This window comes from Mycobacterium sp. IS-1264 (genome assembly GCF_001954195.1).
Classification (GTDB): domain Bacteria; phylum Actinomycetota; class Actinomycetes; order Mycobacteriales; family Mycobacteriaceae; genus Mycobacterium.
Genome location: NZ_MBES01000052.1, coordinates 121,999 through 146,011, shown reverse-complemented (window position 1 = coordinate 146,011; position 24,013 = coordinate 121,999). Strand labels below are relative to the sequence as shown.

General features: G+C 65.9%; 23 protein-coding genes. 11 read left to right on the top strand and 12 right to left on the bottom strand.

What is annotated here, in order from left to right; genetic code table 11:
* The first annotated feature begins 122 nt into the window (after positions 1-122).
* Both A5744_RS09655 and A5744_RS09650 read left to right on the top strand, forming a co-directional pair.
* Positions 123-1,349, top strand: a complete 1,227-nt coding sequence (locus tag A5744_RS09655) for a cytochrome P450 (RefSeq protein WP_076060412.1) — start codon at positions 123-125, stop codon at positions 1,347-1,349.
* Positions 1,346-2,503 carry a Zn-dependent alcohol dehydrogenase gene (locus A5744_RS09650; protein ID WP_076060410.1) on the top strand — a complete coding sequence of 386 codons (1,158 nt, stop codon included), beginning with the start codon at positions 1,346-1,348 and terminating at the stop codon, positions 2,501-2,503. Before A5744_RS09655 ends, A5744_RS09650 begins: the two co-directional genes overlap by 4 nt.
* On the opposite strand, the gene A5744_RS09645 is transcribed toward A5744_RS09650, so the two are convergent.
* The 4 genes from A5744_RS09645 to A5744_RS09630 all read right to left on the bottom strand — a co-directional run bounded on the left by A5744_RS09645 (position 2,500) and on the right by A5744_RS09630 (position 6,396).
* Positions 2,500-3,240, bottom strand: coding sequence for an SDR family oxidoreductase (locus tag A5744_RS09645; protein WP_076060409.1), 741 nt, complete (start codon positions 3,238-3,240; stop codon positions 2,500-2,502). The genes A5744_RS09650 and A5744_RS09645 overlap by 4 nt on opposite strands.
* Positions 3,237-4,073 (bottom strand): SDR family NAD(P)-dependent oxidoreductase, encoded by an 837-nt coding sequence (locus A5744_RS09640; protein ID WP_076060407.1) that lies wholly within the window; start codon positions 4,071-4,073, stop codon positions 3,237-3,239. The genes A5744_RS09645 and A5744_RS09640 overlap by 4 nt, the downstream gene beginning before the upstream one ends.
* Before the next feature lie 68 nt (positions 4,074-4,141).
* Positions 4,142-5,362, bottom strand: a complete 1,221-nt coding sequence (locus A5744_RS09635; protein ID WP_076060667.1) for a cytochrome P450 — start codon at positions 5,360-5,362, stop codon at positions 4,142-4,144.
* Positions 5,363-5,373: 11 nt separating this feature from the next.
* Entirely contained in the window at positions 5,374-6,396 is a 1,023-nt protein-coding gene (locus A5744_RS09630; RefSeq protein WP_076060405.1) for an LLM class F420-dependent oxidoreductase, read from the bottom strand.
* Positions 6,397-6,482: 86 nt separating this feature from the next.
* Here A5744_RS09630 and A5744_RS09625 point away from each other — a divergent pair, with 86 nt between their 5' ends.
* Positions 6,483-7,979 (top strand): carboxyl transferase domain-containing protein, encoded by a 1,497-nt coding sequence (locus A5744_RS09625; protein ID WP_076060403.1) that lies wholly within the window; start codon positions 6,483-6,485, stop codon positions 7,977-7,979.
* Here the strand turns inward: A5744_RS09625 and A5744_RS09620 are convergent.
* The 4 genes from A5744_RS09620 to A5744_RS09605 are packed head-to-tail and all read right to left on the bottom strand — an operon-like array spanning position 7,969 to position 10,955.
* The gene (locus tag A5744_RS09620; protein WP_076060666.1) at positions 7,969-9,012 is read right to left on the bottom strand and encodes a TIGR03857 family LLM class F420-dependent oxidoreductase; all 1,044 of its coding nucleotides are present in this window, start codon (positions 9,010-9,012) and stop codon (positions 7,969-7,971) included. The two genes, A5744_RS09625 and A5744_RS09620, sit on opposite strands and share 11 nt — an antisense overlap.
* Positions 9,009-9,389, bottom strand: a complete 381-nt coding sequence (locus A5744_RS09615; protein WP_076060401.1) for an ester cyclase — start codon at positions 9,387-9,389, stop codon at positions 9,009-9,011. Before A5744_RS09615 ends, A5744_RS09620 begins: the two co-directional genes overlap by 4 nt.
* A complete protein-coding gene (locus A5744_RS09610; RefSeq protein ID WP_083679255.1) occupies positions 9,389-10,513 on the bottom strand; it encodes a PHB depolymerase family esterase in 1,125 nt (374 codons plus the stop codon). The genes A5744_RS09615 and A5744_RS09610 overlap by 1 nt, the downstream gene beginning before the upstream one ends.
* Positions 10,506-10,955 (bottom strand): nuclear transport factor 2 family protein, encoded by a 450-nt coding sequence (locus A5744_RS09605; protein ID WP_076060398.1) that lies wholly within the window; start codon positions 10,953-10,955, stop codon positions 10,506-10,508. The genes A5744_RS09610 and A5744_RS09605 overlap by 8 nt, the downstream gene beginning before the upstream one ends.
* An 83-nt stretch (positions 10,956-11,038) precedes the next feature.
* Between A5744_RS09605 and A5744_RS09600 the strand changes: the two genes are divergently transcribed.
* The 8 genes from A5744_RS09600 to A5744_RS09565 all read left to right on the top strand — a co-directional run bounded on the left by A5744_RS09600 (position 11,039) and on the right by A5744_RS09565 (position 19,258).
* A complete protein-coding gene (locus A5744_RS09600) occupies positions 11,039-12,031 on the top strand; it encodes a Rieske 2Fe-2S domain-containing protein (RefSeq protein ID WP_076060396.1) in 993 nt (330 codons plus the stop codon).
* A complete protein-coding gene (locus tag A5744_RS09595; RefSeq protein ID WP_076060395.1) occupies positions 12,028-12,645 on the top strand; it encodes a cysteine hydrolase in 618 nt (205 codons plus the stop codon). Before A5744_RS09600 ends, A5744_RS09595 begins: the two co-directional genes overlap by 4 nt.
* Positions 12,642-14,294: an acyl-CoA synthetase gene (locus A5744_RS09590; protein ID WP_076060664.1), complete on the top strand. Its 1,653-nt coding sequence runs from the start codon at positions 12,642-12,644 to the stop codon at positions 14,292-14,294. The genes A5744_RS09595 and A5744_RS09590 overlap by 4 nt, the downstream gene beginning before the upstream one ends.
* Positions 14,295-14,391: 97 nt before the next feature.
* Complete coding sequence (locus A5744_RS09585) at positions 14,392-15,600, top strand: cytochrome P450 (protein ID WP_076060393.1); 1,209 nt, start codon at positions 14,392-14,394, stop codon at positions 15,598-15,600.
* 21 nt (positions 15,601-15,621) lie between these two features.
* The gene (locus A5744_RS09580) at positions 15,622-16,836 is read left to right on the top strand and encodes a CoA transferase (RefSeq protein WP_076060662.1); all 1,215 of its coding nucleotides are present in this window, start codon (positions 15,622-15,624) and stop codon (positions 16,834-16,836) included.
* The gene (locus A5744_RS09575) at positions 16,833-17,978 is read left to right on the top strand and encodes a thiolase family protein (RefSeq protein WP_076060391.1); all 1,146 of its coding nucleotides are present in this window, start codon (positions 16,833-16,835) and stop codon (positions 17,976-17,978) included. Before A5744_RS09580 ends, A5744_RS09575 begins: the two co-directional genes overlap by 4 nt.
* A 117-nt stretch (positions 17,979-18,095) precedes the next feature.
* Positions 18,096-18,518, top strand: a complete 423-nt coding sequence (locus tag A5744_RS09570) for a DUF6069 family protein (RefSeq protein WP_076060390.1) — start codon at positions 18,096-18,098, stop codon at positions 18,516-18,518.
* Between the two features lie 17 nt (positions 18,519-18,535).
* Positions 18,536-19,258 carry an NAD(P)H-binding protein gene (locus A5744_RS09565; RefSeq protein ID WP_076060388.1) on the top strand — a complete coding sequence of 241 codons (723 nt, stop codon included), beginning with the start codon at positions 18,536-18,538 and terminating at the stop codon, positions 19,256-19,258.
* A gap of 47 nt (positions 19,259-19,305) precedes the next feature.
* On the opposite strand, the gene A5744_RS09560 is transcribed toward A5744_RS09565, so the two are convergent.
* Genes A5744_RS09560 through A5744_RS09545 form a run of 4 tightly spaced genes read right to left on the bottom strand, consistent with a single transcriptional unit; the run spans position 19,306 to position 24,007 of the window.
* Entirely contained in the window at positions 19,306-20,493 is a 1,188-nt protein-coding gene (locus A5744_RS09560) for an acyl-CoA dehydrogenase family protein (RefSeq protein WP_076060387.1), read from the bottom strand.
* Positions 20,494-21,558: an acyl-CoA dehydrogenase family protein gene (locus tag A5744_RS09555; RefSeq protein ID WP_076060385.1), complete on the bottom strand. Its 1,065-nt coding sequence runs from the start codon at positions 21,556-21,558 to the stop codon at positions 20,494-20,496. It lies immediately after the preceding gene.
* 2 nt (positions 21,559-21,560) lie between these two features.
* Positions 21,561-22,391 (bottom strand): amidohydrolase family protein, encoded by an 831-nt coding sequence (locus A5744_RS09550; RefSeq protein WP_076060384.1) that lies wholly within the window; start codon positions 22,389-22,391, stop codon positions 21,561-21,563.
* Complete coding sequence (locus tag A5744_RS09545) at positions 22,388-24,007, bottom strand: AMP-binding protein (protein ID WP_076060382.1); 1,620 nt, start codon at positions 24,005-24,007, stop codon at positions 22,388-22,390. Before A5744_RS09545 ends, A5744_RS09550 begins: the two co-directional genes overlap by 4 nt.
* Between the last annotated feature and the right edge of the window lie 6 nt (positions 24,008-24,013).

Below are 24,013 nucleotides of genomic sequence, written 5' to 3'. Positions count from 1 at the left end.
TCAATACTGTGCCCATTACGGTAACTACTACAAGACCGTTGGGCTTCGTTGCTATTTATACTATGATAGCGATATTCCCTTCGATCCATACCCGCCATACCGGCTGTTCAGGAGGAGCGCGGATGACGCTCAGCACCGACCCGGGCGGCCAGCCCGTCACTCTCGACCTCACCGGCGAAACCAGCCCGTATCCGTTCTTCGAGTACATGCGGCGCACCGACCCGGTCTGGCATGGTGCCCTGGCGGACCACTCCCAAATGCCGGAGGAGATGCGCCCGCCCGACGAATGGGTCCTGTTCGGTTACGACGACCTGTTCCAGGCGTTCCGCGACGACCGCATTTTCAGCTCGCACAAGTACGACGAGACCATCGGTTTGGTGATGGGCCACACCATCCTGGCGATGGGCGGCAAGGAACATCACGACCACCGCAACCTGGTGGCCAAGGCGTTTCGCGCCACCGCGCTGGAGCGCTGGGAGCCTTCGGTCATCGGGCCGGTCTGCGATCGGCTGGTCGACGAAATCAAGAACGATGGTCACGCCGACCTGGTGAAGGCGGTGACCTTCGAATTTCCGACGCGGATCATCTCCACACTGCTCGGACTCCCCCGCGAGGATCTCGACCTCTTCCGGCGACTATCGCTGGACCTCATCTCGATCCCCACCGATATCGAGGCGGGGCTCAACGCGGCGACCGAGCTGCATGGCTACTTCCTCAACCAGGTCGAACAGCGGCGGCGCAAACTCACCGACGACATCATCGGCGATCTGGTCGCCGCTGAAATCGACGGCGAGAAGCTCAGCGACGAGGCGATCATCGCGTTCCTGCGCCTGCTGTTGCCCGCCGGACTCGAGACCACCTATCGCTCATCGGGCAACCTGCTGTACCTATTGCTGACGCATCCCGAGCAGTTGGCGATGGTCTCCCGGGACCGATCACTGATTCCGAGCGCGATCGAAGAGGGCCTGCGGTTCGAAACCCCGTTGACCATGGTGATGCGGACGACGACCGAGGAAGTCGAAATCGGTGGCAAGACAATCCCATCCGGAGCGCAGATCGACATGTGCATGGGCTCGGCCAACCGCGACGACAGCCGCTGGACCGATCCGAACACGTTCGACATTCAGCGGCCCCGCCAGGCACACATCGCGTTCGCCGGCGGCATCCACATGTGCCTCGGCATGCATCTGGCGCGCCTGGAAACGCGGGTCATGTTGAACAGCCTCTTCGACCGGGTCAAGGATTTGGCGTTCGTGCCCGACGACGGAACCGGCGAGGAGTCGAAAATCGTCGGGCTCACCTTCCGGTCGCCCAACAAGCTTCCGGTCACGTTCAGCCCGGCCGCATGAGAAGCCGCGCGGCTATCCTCCACGATGTCGGAGGGCCCTGGTCTGTCGAGGAATTCGAGCTTGATCCGCCGAAAGCGGGCGAAGTTCTGGTCGAGATGGCCGCCGCGGGGTTGTGCCATTCCGACGACCACATCCTCAAGGGCGACATGTCGGCGCCCAACGAGGTGATGCGATCCCTCGGGCTGCCCACCATGTTCCCGATGATCGGCGGCCACGAGGGTTCCGGCATCGTGCGTGAAGTCGGCGAGGGCGTCACCGGCGTGGTGCCCGGCGACCACGTGGTGATGTCGTTCGTCGCCGTGTGCGGACAGTGCCGCTGGTGCGCGACCGGGATGGAGTACATCTGCGACGTCGGGATCGGCACCATGATTCCGGGAATGCCCACCGATGGCACCTTCCGGCATCACACCGCCGACGGCCGAAATCTGGGCCACATCGCGAAGGTCGGTGCGTTCGCGGAACACACTGTCGTATCGACGAATTCGCTCGTGAAGATCGAGCCGGACCTGCCGCTGGCGCCGAGCGCGCTGCTGTCGTGCGCGATCCCGACCGGCTACGGTTCAGTCGCGAACCGCTCCAACATGCGCGCTGGGGACACCGTCGTCGTGATCGGCGTCGGCGGGATCGGCACGGGAGCGATCCAGGGCGCCCGGATTAACGGCGCCGCGCAGATCGTCGCCGTCGATCCCGTTGAGTTCAAACAGAAGTCGGCGTTGCGGTTCGGCGCGACCCACAGCACCGCGACCCTCGATGAGGCGCTCGACCTGGTGCGCGGCCTGACGTACGGGGTGATGGCCGACGCGGTGGTGGTCTCGCCGTCCTTGATCACCCCCGACGACGTGCGCGACGCGGTGCGGCTCACCCGCAAGGGCGGAACCTGTGTGCTCACGGGGATGACCTCGCAGTTGACTCGGTCGGTCAACATCGAGCTGCAGGACTTCATCCTGATGAACAAGACGTTGGCGGGCACCATATTCGGCTCCTGCAACCCGAAGTCGGACATCGCCCGGCTGGCCAGGCTCTACCAAACCGGGCAACTGCAACTCGACGAGATGATCACCAGGCGCTATCGCCTCGACGACATCAACGACGCCTACGACGACCTGCTCAACGGCAAGATCGTCCGGGGCATCATCGATTACGGGATCAGCTAGTCCTTGCGGCCCATCGTCCGCTGGGCTTGACCGTAGGCGTCGATGGGGCTGTGCAGCGCCAAGCCGCCATCGGCGTGCACGATTTGGCCGGTCACCCAGGGCAATTCGAGAACGCCCACGATGGCGCCGGCCACGTCGCCCGCGTCACCCACGCCGCCCAGGGCCGTCCGCTCGGTCAGTCCTTCCACCCAGCCGGGAAGCTGTTCGGGTTTCGCCAGCATCGGCGTCCGGGTGACACCAGGCCCGACGGCGTTCACCCGGATGCCGTGCACACCCCATTCCACGGCGGCGACCTTCACCAGCATGTCCACGCCCGCTTTGGACACGCAGTAGGCGCCCATGTCGCGGTCGGCGAGGGTGCCGCTAATGCTCGAGACCGCGACGATCGAGCCACCCACGCCGGCGTCGACCATGGCCCGTGCCCCGGCCCGGATGGTCAGCCAGGTGCCGGTGAGGTTGACCGCCAACACCCGCTCCCATTCCGCGGGCGGCTGTTCGAGCAGCATGCCCGACGCGCCGATCCCTGCGCAGGTCACGACCCGGGTGGGCGCGCCGTGGCTGCGCACGGTTTGTTCCATCGCGGTCGATACGGCTTCGGGATCGCTGACATCGCAAGCGATGTCGCCGCCGGACAGGTCCCACACCACGACCCCGTGACCGGCCTCGCGCAGCCGCGCTGCAACCTCGCGACCGATCCCCGAGCCACCGCCGGTCACCAGGGCGATCGGGGCGGTCACGGCGCGACCCCCAGTTTGGCCAGGGTGCGGTCCCACAACTCGCGCTCGAGCTGGGGATCATAAGCCGCACGATTGGCCTTCGCGATCTTGCGCTTCACGTAGTACTCGCCAGACGTCCAATCGACGCCGGGCCTGCTCGACGCGAACCAGACCAGCTGGTCGGCTCCCTGGTCCGCGGTGAGCGTAAATCGGGCGCTTATCGGCACGCGGTACTTCATGAACGTGAGAAACCGTGACCCCGATGCCTCGCCGAAATTCGAGTTGACGAAGCCGGGGTGAAACGTCGCGGTCGACAGCCCGCTGGCATGGTATCGCCGATGTAACTCCATGGTGAACAACACAATTGCCAGTTTGCTCAAGGCATACGCGACGCTGGGTCGGCGTCCTGCCGTGCTGTCCAGGTCGGAGATCCTGACTCGCGGAAGCAGCCGCTGTGACGAGCTCGTCGTGTTGATCACGGAGGCACGCGACTCGACGAGCACCTCCACCAACTGCGTGGTGAGCAGAAACGGCGCCAGGTAATTGACCTGGAACGTTATCTCGTGCCCATCAACCGTGTTGTGGACGTCGGTGAACATGCCTCCGGCGTTGTTGGCCAACACGTCGATGCGCGGGTATTGGGAACGAATCTTGTCCGCCAGCGCCCGAACCTGGGACAGGTCGGAAAAGTCGGCCACGAAATAGTCGGCATCCAATTCGGCGGCCACCGCGGCGGTCTTGCTTTCCGAGCGCCCCACTACGATGACGTTCTCGCCGCCACTGCGCAGCCGACGGGCCGCCGCGGCACCGATGCCGTCGCTGGCACCCGTGATGAGAATCGTCCTGCGCGCCATTGCCTGGTCCTCCACGGGGAGTCTAGCGAGCGCGATCTAAGCGGACCGCTCAGCGGGCGCGGCCCGATTCAGGCCAACAAGTAGCGCACCGGCAAATGCTTGAGGCCACCGACGAATGTTGTCGCGACCAGCTCCGGATCACCGTTCAGCTCAATGGATTTGAGCCTTGGCAGCAGCTCGGAGAAGAAGCTGTTGACCTCCATGCGAGCCAGGGCGGCGCCCATACAGAAGTGCACGCCATAGCCGAAGGCCAGGTGCTTGTTGGGGTCACGCCCGACGTCGAAGCGGAACGGGTCGTCGAAGACATCCTCGTCGCGATTCGCCGACACGTACGACAGCAGCACGGACTCGCCCGCTCCGATGGGCACCCCGCGCACGACGGTGTCCTCCGCGGCGGTGCGCATGAACTCCTTCACCGGGGTGACCCAGCGGATCATCTCCTCGGTGGCCAGTGGCATCAAGTCGAGGTTGTCGCCCAGCCGCTCGCGCTGGTCCGGGTTCTCGATGAGTGCCTGCATGCCACCGGAGATGGTGGCGCTGGTGGTGTCGTGTCCCGCGGTGGCGACGATGAGGTAGTACGACACGGTGTCGATGTCGGACAACGGCTCGCCGTCGACGCGGGCGTTGGCGATCGCCGACGCGAGGTCCTCGGTCGGGTGCTCGCGGCGTGCCGCGGTCACGCCGTTGAAGTATTCGAACATGTCCATCAACGCCGGCAGCTGGTCCTCGTTGGTGCGTCCGCGCTTGAACTCCGAGTCATCGCTGCCGAACAGCTCCTGGGTCAGCTTGAGCATGCGGGGAAAGTCGGCCTCCGGCAGCCCCAGCAACGACATGATCACGTAGAGCGGGTAATTGACCGCCACCTGCTGCACAAAGTCGCACTCGGGGCTCGACGCCATCATCTTGTCGACATAGATCTTGGCCAGCTCGTCGACGCGAACCTTCAACGCCCGCATGGCCTTTGGACGAAACCAATCGGAACCGATCGCGCGCACCACCCGGTGCTGCGGGTCGTCCAGGTGGATCAGCGTGCGCACCCCCGCCGCGGCCTGCATCTCGTCGCCTTCCGCGGTCGTCAGGACCGGGCGTGGCCAGTTGGTGAAGAGCATGTTCTCGCGCTCGATGTCCATGATGTCGGCGTGCTTGGTGATCGCCCAGAACGGCCGGTAGTTCGGCACGTCGACCCAGGACACCGGCGCGTTCGCCCGCAGGTGAGTCAGCGCCGCGTGCAGCCGCGCCTCGTCGGTGTACGCCAGCGGATCCGTTAGCAGCTTGGCGGCGTCATCCATCGTGGGCGTGCTCACTGGCGAAACTCCTTCAGTGCGGTGGCAATACAGTCCGGAGAGGCTTTGAAAAATATCGGCAAGACGCGGTCGACCACGCCCTCGCAACGACTTCGGAGCGCGGCGCCAACCGTGTCCACCGGGCCGACGACCGCGAACGCACCGAGCATTTCGTCGTCGATGAGCGAACCCATGGCGTCCCATTCGCCTTCCTTAGAGAGGCGGTTCAGGTCGGCGTGCAGGTCGCCCCAACCGTGCACGTCGAGCACTGTGCGGTACGCCGGTGTGGATCCGTAGAACGCGATCTGCTTGCGCGCGGCGGTCATCGCCGCCGCCAGCTCGGCGTCATTGTCGCCCGTCGCGACCATGACTTCGGATGACACCTCGAAGCCACTGCCGTCCCGGCCGGAGCGCTGCATGCCTCGCCGCAGCGCCGGCAGCGTCACCTCTTCGAGGTAGCGCTTCGAGACCATCGGGTGACCGAGGTGGCCGTCGGCGACCTCGCCGCACATTTCGGTCATGGTCTCGCCGACGGCGGCGAGGAAGACCTTCGGCGGCGGGTGGGGGTGCGGCTCGGGGGTGAACATCGGGGTCATGATCTTGTGCGTGTAGAAGTCGCCCTCGAAGCGCAGCTTGGTGCCGTCCTTCCAGGCGGACCAGATCGCGCGCAGCGCGGAAACGAATTCGCGCATCCGGCGCGCCGGGTGACTCCACGGCATGCTGAACCGCTTCTCGATGTGGGGCTGGATCTGGGTGCCCAGCCCAAGGATGAATCGACCCTTCGAGTACGCCTGCAGGTCCCAACCGACATTGGCGACGATCATCGGATTGCGCGCGAACGCCACCGCGATGTTGGTGCCGAGCTGGAGGCGCGACGTGTGTTCGGCGGCAAGCAGCAGCGGCAGAAACGGGTCATGACTGGTTTCGGCGGTCCAGCCCCCGTCATATCCCTGCTGCTCGAGCGCGGCGGCCGCCTCGGCCACCACCGCCAGTCGATTGGGGATGCCCCCGTCGATCTTGAGGCGGGTGGCTTCAGCCATGCGGGTAACTTTACAGTAAGCAATCCAGTATGTGACCCTGCAAGTTCCAACTAGGCGATCGCAGCCGCACGAGGTAGGACAGAAGCATGACGAAAGCCCAGGACTGGGGTGAGACGCTGCAGGATCTCGGCCGCCGCCGCCAGCGCGCATTGGCCATGGGCGGGCCGGAGCGCCTCGACAAGCACCGCGGCAAGGGCAAGCTCGACGCCCGCGCGCGGATCGAGCGGCTGCTCGACGCGGGCACGTTCCGCGAGCTCGGCACGCTCGTCGGCGGCGAGGTCGCGGCCGACGCGCTCGTCGTGGGCTCCGGCGCGATCAACGGCACGCCGGTGATGCTGGGCGCCGAGGACTTCACCACGATGGCCGGCAGCATCGGTCCCGGAGGCAACTCCAAGCGATACCGCATCGCCGAACTGGCGCTGCGCGACAAGATTCCGCTGGTGATGCTGCTCGAGGGCGCGGGCTTTCGTCCCACGGGCGGGCACTACGGACGCAGCCCGACCGACCTGCTCGCCCAGGCGCAGTGCTCGGGTCGCGTCCCGACCGTAGCGGCGGTGCTCGGCCCGTCGGCCGGGCACGGCGCGCTGGTGGCCCCGGTGTGCGACTTCCGGATCATGAGCGCCCAGGGCGCGATCTTCACGGCCGGGCCGCCGGTCGTCAAAGAGTCGACGGGAGAAGACATCTCGAAGGAGGACCTCGGTGGACCGGACGTCGCTCTGCCCAGCGGGGTGATCCACAACGTCGCCGAGGACGACGAAGCCGTGCTCGACGATATCCGGCGCTACCTGTCGTACTTCCCGCCGAGCGCGTGGTCCTACCCGTCGCCGCTGCCCGCCTCCGAGACCAGCGAGCCGCGGCAGACGCCGGAGCTGCTCGACATCGTCTCCCGCGACAACCGCCGCGTGTACGACATGCGCGCTGTGCTCGACGTGATCTTCGACCGGCCGGACTGGTTCGAGGTCCAGCCGCAGTACGGCAAGGCGATCATCTGCGCGCTGGCCCATCTCGGCGGCCACCCGGTCGCGGTGGTGGCCAACCAGCCCCAGGTGCTTGCCGGCTCCATCGACGCCGCCGCCGCGGACAAGGCGGCGCATTTCATCATGGTGGCCGACTCATTCCATCTGCCGATCGTTTTCCTCGCCGACAACCCCGGGATGCTGCCCGGCAGTCGGTCCGAGCGCAGCGGTGTGCTGCGCGCCGGTGCCCGAATGTTCGCAGCGCAGACGGCGGCCACCACGTTGAAGCTGCACCTCACGCTGCGCAAGGCGTACGGATTCGGTTCCATGGTCATGTCGCTGCTGGGGTTCGACCACCAGGTCGCGACCTTCGCCTATCCCGGCGCGACGATGGGCGCCATGAGCGCGGCCGCGCTGAGCAGGGCGTCGCACGCCGGCGAGGACCTGTCGGAAAAGCTGCGCAACGCCGAGTTGCAGGCGTCGTACCGGTCGGCCGAGGGCATGGGATTCGACGAACTGATCGACCCTCGCGAGACCCGTGACGCGTTGCTCGCAGCCCTGCTGCGGGGCCTGTCCAGCCGCCAGGCCGCCGCCGAACCGGTGACCCGAACCGTCATCATGCCCTGAGGCGATACGCCGTGACGACGGGTTCGAGCTCGTCGGGCGTCGCCCCGTGCAGGATCACCGCGTCGGCCCCGTAGTCGAATTCCTTGCGGATGCGGTCCACACACTGGTCCGCAGACCCGGTGGCCGACGGTTCCAGCCATTCGTCGGGTATCAGCGTCGCGACGTGCTCGATCTGCTCGGGCGTGGCCTTGTGATCGATCCCGCCCGCGATCGACGTCACCACCGCGTCTTCCCGAAACCGTTGCAGCACAGCGGGATCCCACTTATTGGTCTGCACCAACAGGTCGCCGTAGCCCTGCAGGTAGGTGGCCAGGCGTGCGACGGTCTTCTTCAGCCGCAACCGCTCGGGAAGGTGGTCGCCGACCGTCGCGAAACACGACCATACCCGGACGCTGTCGGGATCGCGGCCCGCCTTCTCCGCGGCCGACTTCACCGTTTTCACGCAGCGCTGCACCGTCTCCGGGGTGAAGTAGGTGTGCAAGATGACGTCGTCGAATACCCGGCCGCCGAGCGCGAGCGTCTGGGGCCCGAAGGCAACCAACGCCAGCCGAATGTCTTCGTTGAAGTCCGGATCCAGAAACAGGATCGGGTACTTGCCCATCGGGCCGTCGTGGTTGAAAATCGTCTCCCCATGCCAGAGCCGGCGCATGACCTGGGCCCAATCCTCCATCTGCGCGGTCGTGACCGCGGGAATGCCGAATGCTCCGTAGATCGCGGCGATGCCGCGGCCGATGCCCAGGGTGAAACGGCCAGCCGAAAGCCGGTGCATGGTGGTGGCCCACGATCCTGTGATCAGCGGATGACGGGTGTTGTGATTGGTTGCGGCCGTGGCGATCTGCATCCGGTTGGTCACCGCGCACGCGGCGCCGACGAGCGACGAGGCCTCCTTGACGTTCCAGCGCTCGGAGATGAACGCGGTGCCGAAGCCCAGTTCCTCACCGCGGCGCGCCTCGTCCATCAAGGTCGCCGGTCCCTCGCCGCCGGCCCCGGCCAGCAGGTAGTAGCCCAATTCGTCCAGCGGGCGATCGCTCAATTCCAAACCCCTTGCTTGTAGCCGCAATTCCAGACCTCGACGATCTTGCCGTCGACGATGCGGAACACCTCGATGCTGGCGACGTTGGTATTGGTCCCGTCCTTGGTGGTCATCGTCGAGTCGTAGACGATCGCGACGTGCTCGCCGTCGTCGCCGGCGACCAGGATGTTCAAATCGAAGCGCAAGCTGTCGAACAACTCCCAGAGGTCCTTGACGCGATTGACCGCCTGCTCGCGGGTCAGGGTGTGCGCCTCCCCCACCTCGTGCCGAATCACGGTGTCGGCGAACAACTCCTCGGCCAGCGTCAGGTTGCGTTGGTTCCACACCACGAGGTTGTAGAGCTCGACCACTTCGCGCGCGGTCCGAACGAGTGCCATCAGCCGGTGGCCGCGTCGTCGGCGATCCCGCGCAGGAATCGCTCGGTGACCCGCTGCACGCGCCGGGAGAACACGTGGCCTACGTGGCCGCCGTCGTACCAGTACAGCTCCCCACCCCAGCGTTCCTGCAACGCAATCGCGGGTTCGCGCATCGCCATCCGGTCGTGCCATGCCCCGACGATGAGCCGGCGGTGCGGAGGCGGGGCGGGATCCACCGCGAGCGGGTCGATCACCGATGCCAGCTTCGCGATCTCCGGGGACCCCAAGAGCTCCCGGAACCCGTTACGCGACGGCCCCCACCGCGCCAGGTGTCGCGCGATCATCGCGTTGAGCCCCAGGATCGGGGTGTACAGCGCCACCGCGTCGATCTGCCTCTCCAGGTGGGAAACCAGCGCCGCGACCGGCGTGCCCATCGAAATCCCCGCCACCACAACGGCGGTGGCTTGTGGCTGCACCCATCGAACGACGGCGCGCACCTCTGAGACCGCGCGCATCATGCCGGCGACGTTGCCCAGCGGATCCATGTCCGGGTAGGCGGGCCATTCGCGGCGGCGGCACCCGTGGCCGGGCTGTACCGGCATCGCGACGTTGAATCCCAGCCTGTGATGTATCCGGCCGATTCGAGACAACAACAGGTCTTCCGTGCCGCCCTGGCCGGCGCCGTGCACCCATACCAGCCATGGCCTCGGGCCGTCGCGGTGCCGGCACAGGTGCACCGCCGCCCGCGCCGGACCACCCAGGCCCTCGGCTTCCAGAGTGCTGGGCAGCGCCGGGTCGTGCTCGAACATCATCCGCGCGTAGGCCAGCCCCGCGATGTGCCGCCGCCGTAACGACGTCACCCGCAACGGTTTTGGGTCGGCGTGCGCACGGTCGATGCCCAGTTCCGACAATTCCTCGGCCGCCGCGGAGCACGAACTCAGCGGCCGCAGCGGACCGGGGACCCCGCCCAGCAGCGAGAAGCCGCTCAGCACAAGCTCGTCCAGCATGACCTCGCCGAACTGACGCACGCCGCGCCGCGACACCGGGACCCAGCCCGTCGACTCGTTAAGACCCGACACCGTCCGCGGCAGCACCATGCCCAGCTCGCGCGCTGCGAGGCCCAAACCGCTCAATGCCTTAGCCACCGCCATCACTGAGCTTCAGGATGGTTCGGGTCAGATGCAGGGTCTTGATCAGCCAGTTGCCGTCCCGCTTCTCGTACGTCTCGCGATAGTGGCCGGCCCCGTGCAACTCGTGGCCGTCGCCGAAGACGATCCAATCTTCCATCGCCCAGATGCCGGTCGCGGTGGTCTCCGAGGTCAGGGTGATCTCCGGGGTGTGGCAGTGATGCATGGTGGCCGCGTTCTCGAGCCCGCCCAGCACCATCGGGACGAAGTTGTCGACACCCTCCAGTGGCGGCGCCGTCTTGGGATCGGCCCCACCAGTAGAGACCGCCATATCCAGGTACACCACCACGTCGGTCGTGAATACGCCGCGCCAGCCCTCGACATCTTTGGCGTCCAGGAACCGGCAGTAGCGCGCCTTGAGTTGCCGGATCGCTTCGAGCTCGTCAGCCGCTGTCGTCATTTCGCTCCTTGCCGCGCACCGACCGAACTGCTGAAATCTATACTGTAACGGACTTAGTATCAACGCTCACGGGAGGCGCCGGCGTGAAAGTGCCCTTCACCTGGAAGGTAACCGGCTGGTTCATGGTTGGGTGGTCGCCCGAATTTCCGATCGGCGAGGCGCGGCCGCTGCACTACTTCGGCGAGGATCTGGTGGCCTACCGCGACGAGTCGGGCGAGCTGCATGTCCTGGAGGCGCACTGCAAACACCTCGGTGCGCACATCGGCCACGGCGGCACCGTAGTGGGCGACTGCGTCCAGTGCCCCTTCCACGGGTGGCGCTGGGGCCCCGACGGCACCAATCGATACATCCCCTATCAACCGGACCGGCCCAACCGCGCGCTGCGGCTGCGGGTGTTTCCCGTGCGGGAGCAGTACGACTGCGTGTTCGTCTGGCACCAGCCGGACGGCAAGGAGCCACAGTGGGAGATGCCGGACATCTTCCGCAAGTTCCCTCAATTCGAGACCGACCCGGCGGCCTATTACCGGGCGTATCCGGAGTTCTCCCGGCGCGCGGAGCGCGAACCGGTACATCCGCAGATCGTGGCGGAGAACGCCCCGGACAGCGCCCATTTCGAGTATGTGCACCACGCCACCGTGACGCCCAGGGTGCTGGACTGGAAGATCGTCGACCACGAATGGCGGTTCGTCGCGGGTTGGCCGGACGCCAGCAGCGACGACCCGGAGGATCTCGCGCTGCGATTCCACAGCCACCTGTTCGGTCTGGGCGGGGCGATCAGCGCCTTCGAGGGCGCGCAGAACCATCGGCTGATCTTCACCTGCACACCGGTCGACGACGAGTGCTCCGACCTCTTCTACTCGATCTGGTGGCCTCGAATCCCCGGCGATTCCGCCGATGTGCCTGACGGCAAGTTGCGCGAGGTCATCGAAAAGCAGTTCCTGTCCACCGTCTTCGACGATCTGCAGATCTGGCGCTATCAGAAATATGTGGAGCGCCCACCGCTCTCCAAGGTCGACGCGAAAGGGTATATGGCACTGCGTAAGTGGGCGACCCAATTCTATGAAGTGCCGGCATGACGGCACTTCAAGACCTTGCGGCGCCCGCGCACACCGCGATTGTCACCCAGGAATGCCAGGGCGCGGTCATCGGCCCGCACGCCGGCCTGGCCGCGCTCGCGAAGGAGGCGCGCCGCGTTGCGCTGCCCAACATCGTGCGGCTGCTGCCGGCGGCGCGGGCGGCCGGTGTGCGCGTCGTGCACTGCCTGGTGCAGCGACGGCCCGACGGGCTGGGCTCGAGCCACAACGCGAAGATCTTTGCGCTCGGGCGCGGCGGGGTAGACATCGTCCCCGGCACGCCCGGTGCCGCGGTATTGCCCGAATTGGGGCCCGAACCAACGGATCTGGTGCTGAGCCGGTGGCACGGCGTCGGGCCGATGGGTGGTACCGACCTTGACGCGGTGCTGCGGAACCTCGGAGTATCCACCATCGTGGTGGTCGGTGTTTCGCTGAATATCGCGATACCCAACGTCGTGATGGATGCGGTCAACGCCGCCTATCGCGTCATCGTTCCGCATGATGCCGTCGCCGGCATCCCGACCGAATACGGAGAGGCCATCATCGCCAACACCCTGTCGCTGCTGGCGACCATCACCACGACCGACGACCTGCTCGGGGTATGGACACGGCCATGACCGACACCGCAACACAATTCACGGTGCCAGCCGTCGCGACAGCCGTCGCCGCCGCGATTCCCGATCGGGAGTTGCTGATCCAAGGCGAGCGGCGCTACAGCTACGCACAAATCCTCGAGCGATCGAACCGGCTCGCCTCATATCTGCACTCGCGGGGACTGGGATGTCACACCGAGCGCTCAGCGCTCGCCGGACACGAGGTGGGCCAGGATCTACTCGGCATCTACGCCTACAACGGGAACGAGTTCGTCGAGGCGTTGCTCGGCACGTTCGCCGCGCGGGTTGCGCCCTTCAACGTCAACTTCCGGTACGTCAAGAGCGAGCTGCAGTACCTGCTGGCGGACTCGGGGGCGACCGCGCTGATCTACCATTCCGCGTTTGCGCCGCGCGTGGCCGAGGTGCTGCCGGACCTGCCGCAGCTACGCGTGCTGATTCAGATCGCCGACGACTCGGGCAACGACTTGGTCTACGGCGCAGTGGATTACGAGACCGTCGTCGCTTCCAGCTCGCCCGCGCCGCCACCGGTGCAGCCGTCGCCCGATGACTTGTACGTCCTGTACACCGGGGGCACCACGGGGATGCCGAAGGGTGTGCTGTGGCGCCAGCATGACATCTTCATGACGTCGTTCGGCGGGCGCAGCCTAATGACCGGGGAGCCCTTCGCCTCCATCGACGAGATCACGGCGGGGGTAGTCGCGGGCCCCGGCACCAAGTTGATGATTCTGCCGCCGCTGATCCATGGTGCGGCCCAGTGGAGCGTGATGATGGCGATCACAACCGGGCAGTCCGTCGTCTTCCCTTCCGTCGTCGATCATTTGGACGCCGACGAAGTGGTGCGCACCATCGAGCGGGAACGACTGCCCGTGGTGACGGTAGTGGGCGACGCGATGGCGCGGCCGCTGCTTGCCGCCATCGAAAAGGGCACAGCCGACGTGTCGTCGCTAGCCGTGGTCGCCAACGGCGGCGCGTTGCTCACCCCGTATGTCAAGCAGCGCTTGATCGACGCGCTGCCCAACGCCGTCGTCGTCGATGGCGTCGGATCCTCGGAGACCGGTGCGCAGATGCACCACCTGTCGACGTCGGGCGCGGTGTCGACCGGAACCTTCAACGCCGGACCGGACACCTTCGTCGCGGCCGAGGACTTGACCGCGATCCTGCCACCAGGGCACGACGGCATGGGCTGGCTGGCGCAGCGGGGCTACGTTCCGTTGGGTTACAAGGGTGATGCGGCCAAGACCGCCAAGACATTTCCGGTGATCGATGGCGTGCGCTATGCGATCCCCGGCGACCGGGCACGCCACCGCGCCGACGGCAGCATCGAATTGCTGGGCCGCGATTCGGTGACGATCAATTCCGGCGGCGAGAAGATCTTCGTCGAGGAGGTCGAGACCGCGATCGCGTCGCATCCCGCGGTAGCCGATGTGGTGGTGGCCGGGCGCCCGAGCGAGCGGTGGGGCCAGGAGGTTGTTGCCGTGGTCGCGCTGGCCGAAGGCGCCGACGCCAGCGCCGACGAGCTTGTCGCACACGCCGCACAATCCCTGGCTCGCTACAAACTTCCCAAGGCGGTGGTGTTCCGTCCGGAGATCGAGCGCAGCCCGTCGGGCAAGGCCGATTACCGGTGGGCGCGCGAGCAGGCGGTGAACGCGTGAAGTACCAACGCAGATAAACCCATATTGTCTACTGTAAGAATTACAGTACGATCGTACGCGAGGACCGCCCGTTCACGGCAATCATGTTGGAGATCAGGTGACGACCAACGTTCACACCGCCGCCGGCACCGGCGACGAAACCGTCAGCCTGCGCGACCCCTACCCCTTCTTCGCACATAAGCGCCGGGAGGCCGGCATTTTCCGCGGCACCGTGATGGACTATTCGAAGACGCCCGAATCGCTGATGCCCAAACGGGAGTACTCCGCGGTTTCCTTCAACGCGGTCAACACGGTGTTTCGCGACGGCCGGGTATTCAGCTCCGAGCCCTACGACAAAACGATCGGCCTGTTTATGGGGCCCACCATCCTGGCGATGGAGGGAAAGAAGCATCGCGATCATCGCAACCTGGTCTCCGCCGCGTTCAAGTCGAAGGCGCTGGCGCAGTGGGAGCCCGCCATCGTGCGGCCGGTCTGCAACGCGTTGATCGACGAGTTCATCGACGCCGGTACGACGGATCTGGTCCGGAATTTCACCTTCGAGTTCCCCACCCGCGTCATCGCCCGGCTGCTCGGCCTGCCCGACGAAGACCTGGGGATGTTCCACCAGCGCGCCGTGGAGTTGATCAGCTACCACGTCAATTATGAGCGAGCCTTCGAGGCGTCGGCGGCGCTCAAGGACTACTTCGTCGAACAGATCGAGCGGCGCAAATCCAAACCCACCGAGGACATCATCGGCGACCTGGTCACCGCCGAGATCGATGGTGAAAAGCTCAGCGACGAAGCCATCTACTCCTTCCTGCGCCTGCTGCTCCCCGCCGGATTGGAGACCACCTACCGGTCGTCGGGAAACCTGCTGTATCTGCTCCTGACGCATCAGGACCAACTCGCCGCCGTGCAGGCCGACCACGAACTGATCCCCCAGGCCATCGAGGAGGGACTGCGATTCGAGACGCCGCTGACCACCGTGCAGCGGTTCACCACCGAGGACGCCGAAGTGGAAGGCGTTGAGATCCCGGCACGCTCGGTGATCGGCGTGTGCATCGGCTCGGCGAATCGCGACGAGCAACGCTGGGAGCGTTCGGAGGAGTTCGACATCTTCCGCAAGCACATGCCGCACATCTCCTTCGCCGCCGGCGAGCACACGTGTTTGGGCCTGCACCTGGCGCGGCTGGAAACCCGCGTCGCCCTCGAATGCCTGCTGAATCGGTTGACCAACGTCAACCTGCTGGCGGACAACGACCCACACATCCACGGTCAGCCGTTCCGTTCGCCGACGGCGCTTCCCGTGACGTTCGAGGCGAAGTAGGGTCCGGGAATGGTCAAGGTAATGGAGGGCTTTCGGGTCCTGGAGCTTGCGCAGTTTACGTTCGTCCCCGCGGCGGGGGCCATCCTCGCGGACTGGGGCGCCGACGTTCTCAAAGTCGAGCACCCGGTGCGCGGCGACACCCAGCGCGGCTTCCTCAACATGGGCGGCATCCAGGTCGACCCGGACCGACATCCGTTGATGGAGCACCCCAACCGGGGCAAGCGCAGCATCGGGATCGATGTTTCCACGCCAGGGGGCCAGGAAGTGATCTACGAACTGGCCAAGACGTCCGACGTGTTCCTGACCAACTACATGCCCGCGCAACGGCAGAAGCACAAGTTCGACGTCGAACACATCCGCGCGGCGAACCCGGACATCGTGTATGCCCGCGGTTCTGCGTACGGCGACAAGGGCGCCGAGCGTGACGTCGGCGGGTACGACGGGACGGCGTTCTGGACGCGCAGCGGCATCGGATACGCGCTGACCCCCGAGGAGCTGGGCGGCGCACTGGGGCAGGGCATTCCAGCGTTCGGCGATTCCATCGGCGGCATGTTCATCGCCGGCGGCATCTCGGCCGCGTTGCTGCATCGTGAGCGCACCGGCGAGGCCCTCGAGCTCGACGTGTCGTTGCTGAGCACCGCCTGGTGGGCGGCGGGGGCGAGCGTGACGCAGGGCATGGAGACCGGCGAGGTCATGCGCACGTTCATGCCGGGTTCCGGCGCGCCGTCGGTCAATCCGTTCATGGGCAATTACGAAACCTCCGACGGCGGCACGATCAACCTGTGCATCATCAGCCCGACCGGCTTGATCCGCGACACCTTCGAGCATCTCGGCATCCCCGAGGCCGCCGACGATCCCCGCTTCGCCGACGTGCTCCCGTTGATACAGAATGCAGACGCGGCCGCCCAACTGATCGCGAAGGCCTTCGCCGGCAAGCCCTTTGAATACTGGCGCCAGCACCTGAAAACGATGAAAGGCCAGTGGGCGCCGTTCCAGAGCCTGATCGACCTGGCCAGCGATGAGCAGGCCATCGCCAACGACATGATCAGCGAAGTCGAGCTCGCCAGCGGCGGCGAACCGTTCAAGGTCGTCCGCGGCCCGGTGCAGTTCAATCACGAGCCGCTGGTGACCACCAGGGCGCCCCAGGCCTCCGAGCACACCGAGATCGTTCTGATGGAGCTCGGCATGGACTGGGATCGCATCGCCGAATTGAAGGAATCGGGAGCCATTGCGTGAATGACGTTGCGATTATTGGGGTTGGGCTGCACCCGTTCGGTCGGTTCGAGGGCAAATCCGCGATGCAGATGGGAGCGGATGCGATTTTCGCCGCGGTTGCCGACGCCGGTGTCGCGTGGCAGGACATCCAGTTCGCTACGGGTGGCAGCTGGACGGTGGCCAACCCCGATGCAATTGTCGCCATGGTCGGTCTGACCGGCATCCCGTTCACCAATGTATTCAACGCGTGCGCGACCGCGGCCAGCGCGGTCAAGGCCTGTGCCGATGGGATCCGGTTGGGCGATTACGACATCGGCATCGCCATCGGCTTGGACAAGCACCCGCGCGGGGCGTTCACCGAAGACCCGGCGCTGGTCGGTATGCCGAGATGGTATGCCGAGAACGGGCAGTATCTGACCACCAAGTTCTTCGGGATGAAGGCGAACCGCTATTTACACGAGCACGACATCTCTCAGGGCACGCTCGCTAAGGTCGCGGCCAAGAACTTCCGCAATGGAGCGTTGAACCCCAACTCCTTTCGCCGCAAGCCAATCTCCGAGGACCAGATCCTGAGTTCGCCGATCCTGAACTACCCATTGACCCAGTACATGTTTTGCGCACCCGACGAGGGCGCCGCGGCCGCGGTGATGTGCCGGGCCGATATCGCACACCGCTACACCGCCAAACCCGTATACCTGCGGGCCGTGGAGGTCCGCACTCGCCGCTATGGCGCCTACGAGGTCAACACCACCTTCGCCCCGGTCGACGAGGACGTGTCGCCGACCGTCTATGCGGCCAAGGCCGCATTCGAAAAGGCCGGCGTGGCGCCGGACGACGTCGACGTAATCCAATTGCAGGACACCGACGCCGGCGCCGAAATCATCCACATGGCCGAATGCGGGTTCTGCGCGCACGGTGATCAGCAGAAGCTGCTCGCCGACGGTGCCACCGAGATCGGCGGTGCGATGCCCGTCAACACCGACGGCGGGCTGATCGCCAACGGAGAGCCGATTGGCGCATCCGGACTGCGCCAGATTCACGAAATAGTTCGTCAACTCCGCGGCGAGGCTGGAGACCGGCAGGTCCCGGGCAATCCGAAGGTCGGGTTCACTCAGCTGTACGGGGCGCCGGGCACCGCCGCCGCCACGATATTGACGACCTGACCTCGGTCACGCGGCGCCCACCATCAGATCGCCTGTAACTTTCGCGCGGGCCGTTTCGTCGTAGTAGCGAGCAGGGAAAATCGCTTCCCGCACAGCAGCTCGGCGGAAGGAATTGCGATGTCGCATTTGACTGGACATCTCACGGTGCGACGCCACGCGGGTCGTGTCGGCGTCCTTGCGATCGCCACCGCGGCAACCGGTCTGGCGTGGCTGTTGGGACGGATGGCCCGCGTTGACTACATAGTGGATACGCCGATCGGCACCCGGGAAATCACCCTCGCGCTGACCATCGTCGCCACCGTGGCTGCGGGCATAGCCGGCTGGATCGCGATCGCGCTGCTCGAGCGCTACACCTCATCTCCCCGAAGCATTTGGATCGCGCTGACCCTGGTCGTCCTGGTGGTATCCATCGTGCCGGTCTTCCGGACGACCGCGACCCTAGACACCCAACTCATGTTGACCGCACTGCACTGCGTGGCCGCAGCGGTCCTGATCCCCGCTCTGCCTCAGCGGCACAAGACGGCAACCCGCCGCCGGTAACTATCGAAGGAGTACTCATGCATATCGTGATTTTCGGTGCCAATGGCTTGACCGGGAGGCTGCTGACGCGGCGCGTGCTCGACGCCGGTCACTCAGCGATTGCCGTCACCCGGCGCCCCGACGACTTTCCGATCACCGATCCGCGGCTGACGGTAGCCGGCGCGGACGTGCGGCGCGAGGGCCTCGCCGGGATGGTTGGCGGCGCCGACACCGTGCTGTCGACGCTCGGTGTGCCGTTCACCCGCCAGCCCGTCGACACGTATTCGGTGGGCACCCGCAATGTCGTGAACGCGATGCGCGAAGCCGGCGTCAATCGGCTCGTGATCGTGAGCTCCACCGGCGCCTACCCTGCGCCGGGCCGCCGCCAAGCGCCGCTGATGCTGCGACTGTTTGAGCCGATCATCACCCGCACAATTGGTAAGACTGTCTACGACGACATCCGGCGGATGGAGACGTTGGTGCGCGAGAGCGGCCTCGACTGGACGATCGTGCGTCCGTCGGGATTGTTCGATCTGCCTCAGGTTACCAATTATGTTGCCGGAGAAGTGGATCCGGTGGGCGCATTCACGGCGCGCATCGACTTGGCGGACTACCTCGTCAAACTTGCCCAAGATGGGACGGCGAGGCGGAAGACGGTTGTCGTCTCCACAACCGAGCACACGCCCACCGTGTGGGAAATGATCCGACGCGAGGCCTTCAAGAGCGACGCGCAGGCGACGAACGCCGCGGCGTCGCCTTAGGAACCGCAACGATATTGACGACCTCAGTCGCGACGCCGAACGGCGCGTCAGGAAACTTTCGGCGGCGCGTAGGCGGGCTTGCCCAGCCCAAGCGCGTACTGGCCGATCATGTTTCGGAACACCTCCAACGTGCCGCCGTAGATTCCGACCAAGGGGGCGAACCGGTAGGCGTATTCCGCGCTGCCGTCGTCGGCGGCTCCGTCGGTCCCGTACGGCAGGGCCGACGCCGCCCCGAGGATGTCCATCAGCTCCGGGGAGATGTCGCGCATCGTTTGTGCGATGGCGACCCTGCCGTAGATGTTCGGAGACGACAGCGCCGCCTCCAGCCGGGCAAAGCTGCGGCCCAGTCGATACGCGACCGACTTGTCATCGACAAGCCGGCGGCCGTCGGGGCCGGGCTGCGTCACGCGCACCACGGCCTTGTCCACCGCCTCGGCCAGCGAGCCGGCCTGGTGCATCATGATCGACGTGTCCTGCAGCCCGTCGGGCGCGGCGGCGACCGCGCCGTGCTCGGTGTTGAGCGGCTCCCGCAGCACCGTCCAGCCCGCATTCACGTCCCCGAGCCGATACTTGTCGTCGACGCGGACGTCGCTGTAGTAGACGATGTTGGTCCGGTCGCCGTCGACCGTGCGGATGCCCTGGATTTCGATGCCCGGGGTATCCAACGGCACCAGAAACATGGTCAGGCTCTTGTGTTTCGGCGCACCGGGGTCGGTGTTGGTGATCAGAAAGACATACTGGCAGTTGTGCGCGCCGGTGGTGAACATCTTGGAGCCGTTGATGACCCACGCGTCACCGTCGCGCACCGCGCGGGTCTTGCAGGTCGCGACGTCGGAGCCGCCTTCCGGTTCGGTGTAGCCCAGGCACAGCCGGACCTCGCCGCTGAAGACCTTGGGCAGCACCTCGTCGCGAACTTCCGGTGACCCGAACTTCTGCACCGAGCGCGCCACCATGGCGGTGGTCCCCCACGTCACCCACGGCACGTGCGCCCGGCGCTTCTCCAGCTCCCAGATACGCCGATGCACCCGGCTGAACCCGCCCTCCGATTCGGGCTTCCACTCCTTGGCCAAATAGCCTGCGGCACCGAATTTGAGATGCAGACCTTCGTCGAAGTTGTCGCCGGTTTCGCGGTCTCGCCGCCTGACCTCTTCGGTCATGTGGGTGCCCAGAAAGTTCCGCGCCTCATCGAGGAATGCCTGGTCCGCATCGGACAGCTCAACCCGGGAGAAATCCATCTAATGCTCCTGTCCTATGGGGGCGCATTCGCGGGCGGTCACAATCTCGGCGACCCGTTGGGCGGTTGCACCCGGGTCGCCGCCCGCCAGCGGCCACCCCCTCGCCCGGACCAGATACGCCGTCGCGGCGGCCTCCGACGAAACCCCAAGCCCGCCTTGGATGTGCACCGCCATGGTTGCGGCCTTGGCGGCCTCCTCGGCCATGAACACGAATGCCGACGGCGCCAGCTCGGGTCGTTCGTCGGGTTCGTTGTCCAGGAACCAGGCCGCGCGCCGGGCAAGGTTACGTCCGCCCTGGACGGTGATGGCCATGTTCGCCAGCGGATGCGAAATCGCCTGCAGCGTCGAGATGGGCACACCCAGCGTGTAGCGGGTCTTGGCGAATTCCGCGGCGATGGTCATCGTTTCGTCGACCAGGCCCACCAGGGCCGCAGCGGTCAGCAGTCGCCATTCATCCAGGGCCCGTTGATAATTCGCGATCGCGCCGGGCCCTTCGGCGATGACCGTGCGGGCGTCGGCGGCGTCCGGATCCACCCACGCCATCGGTAGCCGGCCGATGTTGTCGACAGTGGCCGGCCGGGTGCCGAACGTCAGGCGTACCACCTGATCGCCGTCGCGGACGACGATGTGGTCGGCGATCGACCCGGTCGGTATCAGGCGCGGGCCCGGCGAGCCGTCGAGGCGCGCATCGAGCGCGGCGAGCTGTTCTCCATTGGTCACGCCGGCGGTTTCGGCGCCCAGCGCGCCCAGGCGTCCCAGCAGCCGCGCCGCGCAGACATGGTCGATCCACGGGACCGGCGCCAGTGACCGGCCGATCTCTTCGGCCACCAGGGTGAGATCGACCAACGTCGCCCCGTCACCGCCACACGATTCCGGTAGCGCCATCGTGGTCGCGCCCATCGCGCACAACCGCTCCCACAGGTTCTTGTCGAAGCCGGAAGGCTCTGCGGCGCGCACCGTTTCGATCGGGCAGTGGGTTTTGAAGAACTGCCTGTAGGCGTTCTGCAGGTCCGCGTGGTCGTCGGACAGGCTGTAGTCCAGTCTGCGCAGTTCGAAGCGGTCCATGGTCAGTGCTCCTGTCCGAAGAAGAATTCCTGCGCGTTGTTGTAGAGGTAGTTGTCCAGGACCTCGGCCGGCAGGTCCAGCGCACGGGCTTCGGGTATGACGCGGCGCATGCGCAGGACCGGCCAGTCGGACGCGTAGATCACCTTGTTGGGACCGCGCGTGCGCATGTAGTGCAGCAGGCTTTCCGGCAGCCGCTTCGGCGACCACGCCGATGTCATCAACCGCAGGTTGGCGTACTTGAGCAGCAACCGGATCGCGACGTCCCACCACGGGTCCGCGCCGTGGATCATGCACAGCTTCAGTTCGGGAAACCGCACGCACACGCGGTCGAGATGCATGGGGTGCTGCACCTCGCCGGGAATCGGTGGTCCCGGGATGCCGGTGTTGACGCACAGCGGGAGATCGACCTCCGCGCACTTGGCGTAGAGCGGGTAGTAGACCGCGTCACTGGGCGGATACTGGCCGTCGCCCCAGAAGCTCGGCCCCACAACCGCATACGCGACCGGCAGGTCGCCGACGATCCCGCTCAGTTCCCGCAATGAGCGCACCGGACGCAGCAGGTTGACCCCACCCATGGCCAGCGCGAACCGATCCGGCTTGGCTTCGACGAACTTGCGCGCGGTGGTCGACGGATTGGCGAGCGAGTCCATCAGGATCGCCTTCTGGACACCTTGCTCGTCCATCTCGTCGAGCAGCTCGGACAGGTCGACCGGAGCGAACATCGACTCCGGCCCCTTGAAGTAGTCGTCGCGGACCTTGAGCATCCAGGAGGGCTGGGAATCCGTCTCACCGAAGTGCACGTTGACCAGGCAGTCGATCGCTCCCGTGTTCATGACACCTTCTGTTCGGCTTGCTCTCGGGCCCAGCGGTAGTTGGGCTTACCGTTGCCGAGCCGCTGAATCTGCTCGACGAAGATGAATGCCTTGGGCGCCTTGAAATGCGCGAGCTGCGCGGTGCAGAAGGTGTAGAGGTCCTGCCCATCTCCGCCGAGGTCGGCGCCCGGGTGTGCGGCGACGAGCGCGACGACTTCCTGGCCCCACCGTTCGCTCGGCCGCCCAACCACGAGCGCGTCGGCGATGCCCGGATGTGCGCGCAGGACCTCCTCGACTTCTTCGACGAACACCTTTTCGCCCCCGGTGTTGACCACCAGTGAATCGCGGCCGAAAAGGCGGATGGTGCCGTCCTTTTCAAGAGACGCCCGGTCGCCCGGGATCACGACTCGCTGGCCGTCGATCTCCGGGAAGGTCCGTTGGGTGCCATCGGGATCGCTGAAGTATCCGAGCGGAATCCGGCCGGTCCTCGCGGCCCAGCCGATCTCCTGCTCACCGGGCTCCAGGAACCGGCTGCGGTCAGCGGAGACGACGGTGGCGCCGACCCTGGGCTCGAAGGTTTCGCTGGCGTGCCCGTCGCGGCTGTGCCCGAACGCCATGTTCCCGGATTCCGACGATCCGTAGCCTTCGATGATGGTGATGTGCGGCAGGCATTCCATCAGTGCCCGTTTGTATTTCGCGTGGGTGGCCGCGCCGCCGGTGCCGATGGCGTTCAGCGCCGACAGATCGTAGGTGTGCGCCTGTAGTTCGGCGACCAGCGGGCCGGCGTACGCGTCGCCGACCATCGTCATCATGCCCACCTTTTCCCGCTCGGCGGTTTCCCACACCGACCGCACGTCGAGCTTGTGGCGATCGTCGTAGAGCACGACGGGCAGGCCCGCACAGAGCGCCGCGAACGCGGTCCACATCCCCGCCGCGTGCATCAGTGGCGAGACCGCGAACCAGGGTGGGCCGCCGGGGCGGACCTTGTCGTGGATCTCGGTGACGCTCTCGTGGTCGGCACCCACCATCGACGACACGTACATGTCGCTTTGGCGCCACAGGACTCCCTTGGGCCGTCCCGTCGTTCCGCCAGTACACATCATGATCAAATCGTCCGGCGATCCAGCCAGGTCGAGGTCGGCGGCACCGGCGGCCAGGGCGTCATCGAGCGAGATGGCCCCCGACAGTTCGGAAGCGCCGCTTCCGTCGTCGACGGACACCAGCAACTCAGTGCCGTTGGGCGGCAACACCTCGGCGAACCGGGCGCCGAGCGAGCGGTGATAGATGATGCCCCGCGGACGGATGTAGTCAAGCAGGTCGCCGATCTCACGCACCGAGTAGTGATGGTTGACGTTGACCGGAACCACGCGCGCCTTCAGGCATCCGATCAGCATGTCCGGATACAGGTCGTTGTACATGATGAGCGCGATCCGGTCCTGACCACACTCCCATCGTTCGAGCGTGTCGCGCGACGCGTAAACCCCGAATCCCTTGTCGATGAGGAAGTTTGCCAGCCTACTGGTTCGAACTGCCGAGTCGGCGAAGCTGCTGCGCCGGTCGCCACAGGCAGTCATCAGGCGGTCTGGCACCACCTCGGCGATCGCGTCGAGTACCGCCCCGACGGTCCATTCGCTCACCGGGCT

Excerpts from the sequence above, each read along its gene's own strand:
- A5744_RS09595 (WP_076060395.1), top strand. The coding sequence starts at position 12,028 with ATGACGGCACTTCAAGACCTTGCGGCGCCCGCGCACACCGCGATTGTC.
- A5744_RS09565 (WP_076060388.1), top strand. The coding sequence starts at position 18,536 with ATGCATATCGTGATTTTCGGTGCCAATGGCTTGACCGGGAGGCTGCTG.
- A5744_RS09625 (WP_076060403.1), top strand. The coding sequence starts at position 6,483 with ATGACGAAAGCCCAGGACTGGGGTGAGACGCTGCAGGATCTCGGCCGC.
- A5744_RS09605 (WP_076060398.1), bottom strand. The coding sequence starts at position 10,955 with ATGACGACAGCGGCTGACGAGCTCGAAGCGATCCGGCAACTCAAGGCG.
- A5744_RS09570 (WP_076060390.1), top strand. The coding sequence starts at position 18,096 with ATGTCGCATTTGACTGGACATCTCACGGTGCGACGCCACGCGGGTCGT.
- A5744_RS09550 (WP_076060384.1), bottom strand. The coding sequence starts at position 22,391 with ATGAACACGGGAGCGATCGACTGCCTGGTCAACGTGCACTTCGGTGAG.
- A5744_RS09655 (WP_076060412.1), top strand. The coding sequence starts at position 123 with ATGACGCTCAGCACCGACCCGGGCGGCCAGCCCGTCACTCTCGACCTC.
- A5744_RS09640 (WP_076060407.1), bottom strand. The coding sequence starts at position 4,073 with ATGGCGCGCAGGACGATTCTCATCACGGGTGCCAGCGACGGCATCGGT.
- A5744_RS09590 (WP_076060664.1), top strand. The coding sequence starts at position 12,642 with ATGACCGACACCGCAACACAATTCACGGTGCCAGCCGTCGCGACAGCC.
- A5744_RS09650 (WP_076060410.1), top strand. The coding sequence starts at position 1,346 with ATGAGAAGCCGCGCGGCTATCCTCCACGATGTCGGAGGGCCCTGGTCT.
- A5744_RS09560 (WP_076060387.1), bottom strand. The coding sequence starts at position 20,493 with ATGGATTTCTCCCGGGTTGAGCTGTCCGATGCGGACCAGGCATTCCTC.
- A5744_RS09635 (WP_076060667.1), bottom strand. The coding sequence starts at position 5,362 with ATGGATGACGCCGCCAAGCTGCTAACGGATCCGCTGGCGTACACCGAC.
- A5744_RS09615 (WP_076060401.1), bottom strand. The coding sequence starts at position 9,389 with ATGGCACTCGTTCGGACCGCGCGCGAAGTGGTCGAGCTCTACAACCTC.
- A5744_RS09555 (WP_076060385.1), bottom strand. The coding sequence starts at position 21,558 with ATGGACCGCTTCGAACTGCGCAGACTGGACTACAGCCTGTCCGACGAC.
- A5744_RS09580 (WP_076060662.1), top strand. The coding sequence starts at position 15,622 with ATGGAGGGCTTTCGGGTCCTGGAGCTTGCGCAGTTTACGTTCGTCCCC.
- A5744_RS09630 (WP_076060405.1), bottom strand. The coding sequence starts at position 6,396 with ATGGCTGAAGCCACCCGCCTCAAGATCGACGGGGGCATCCCCAATCGA.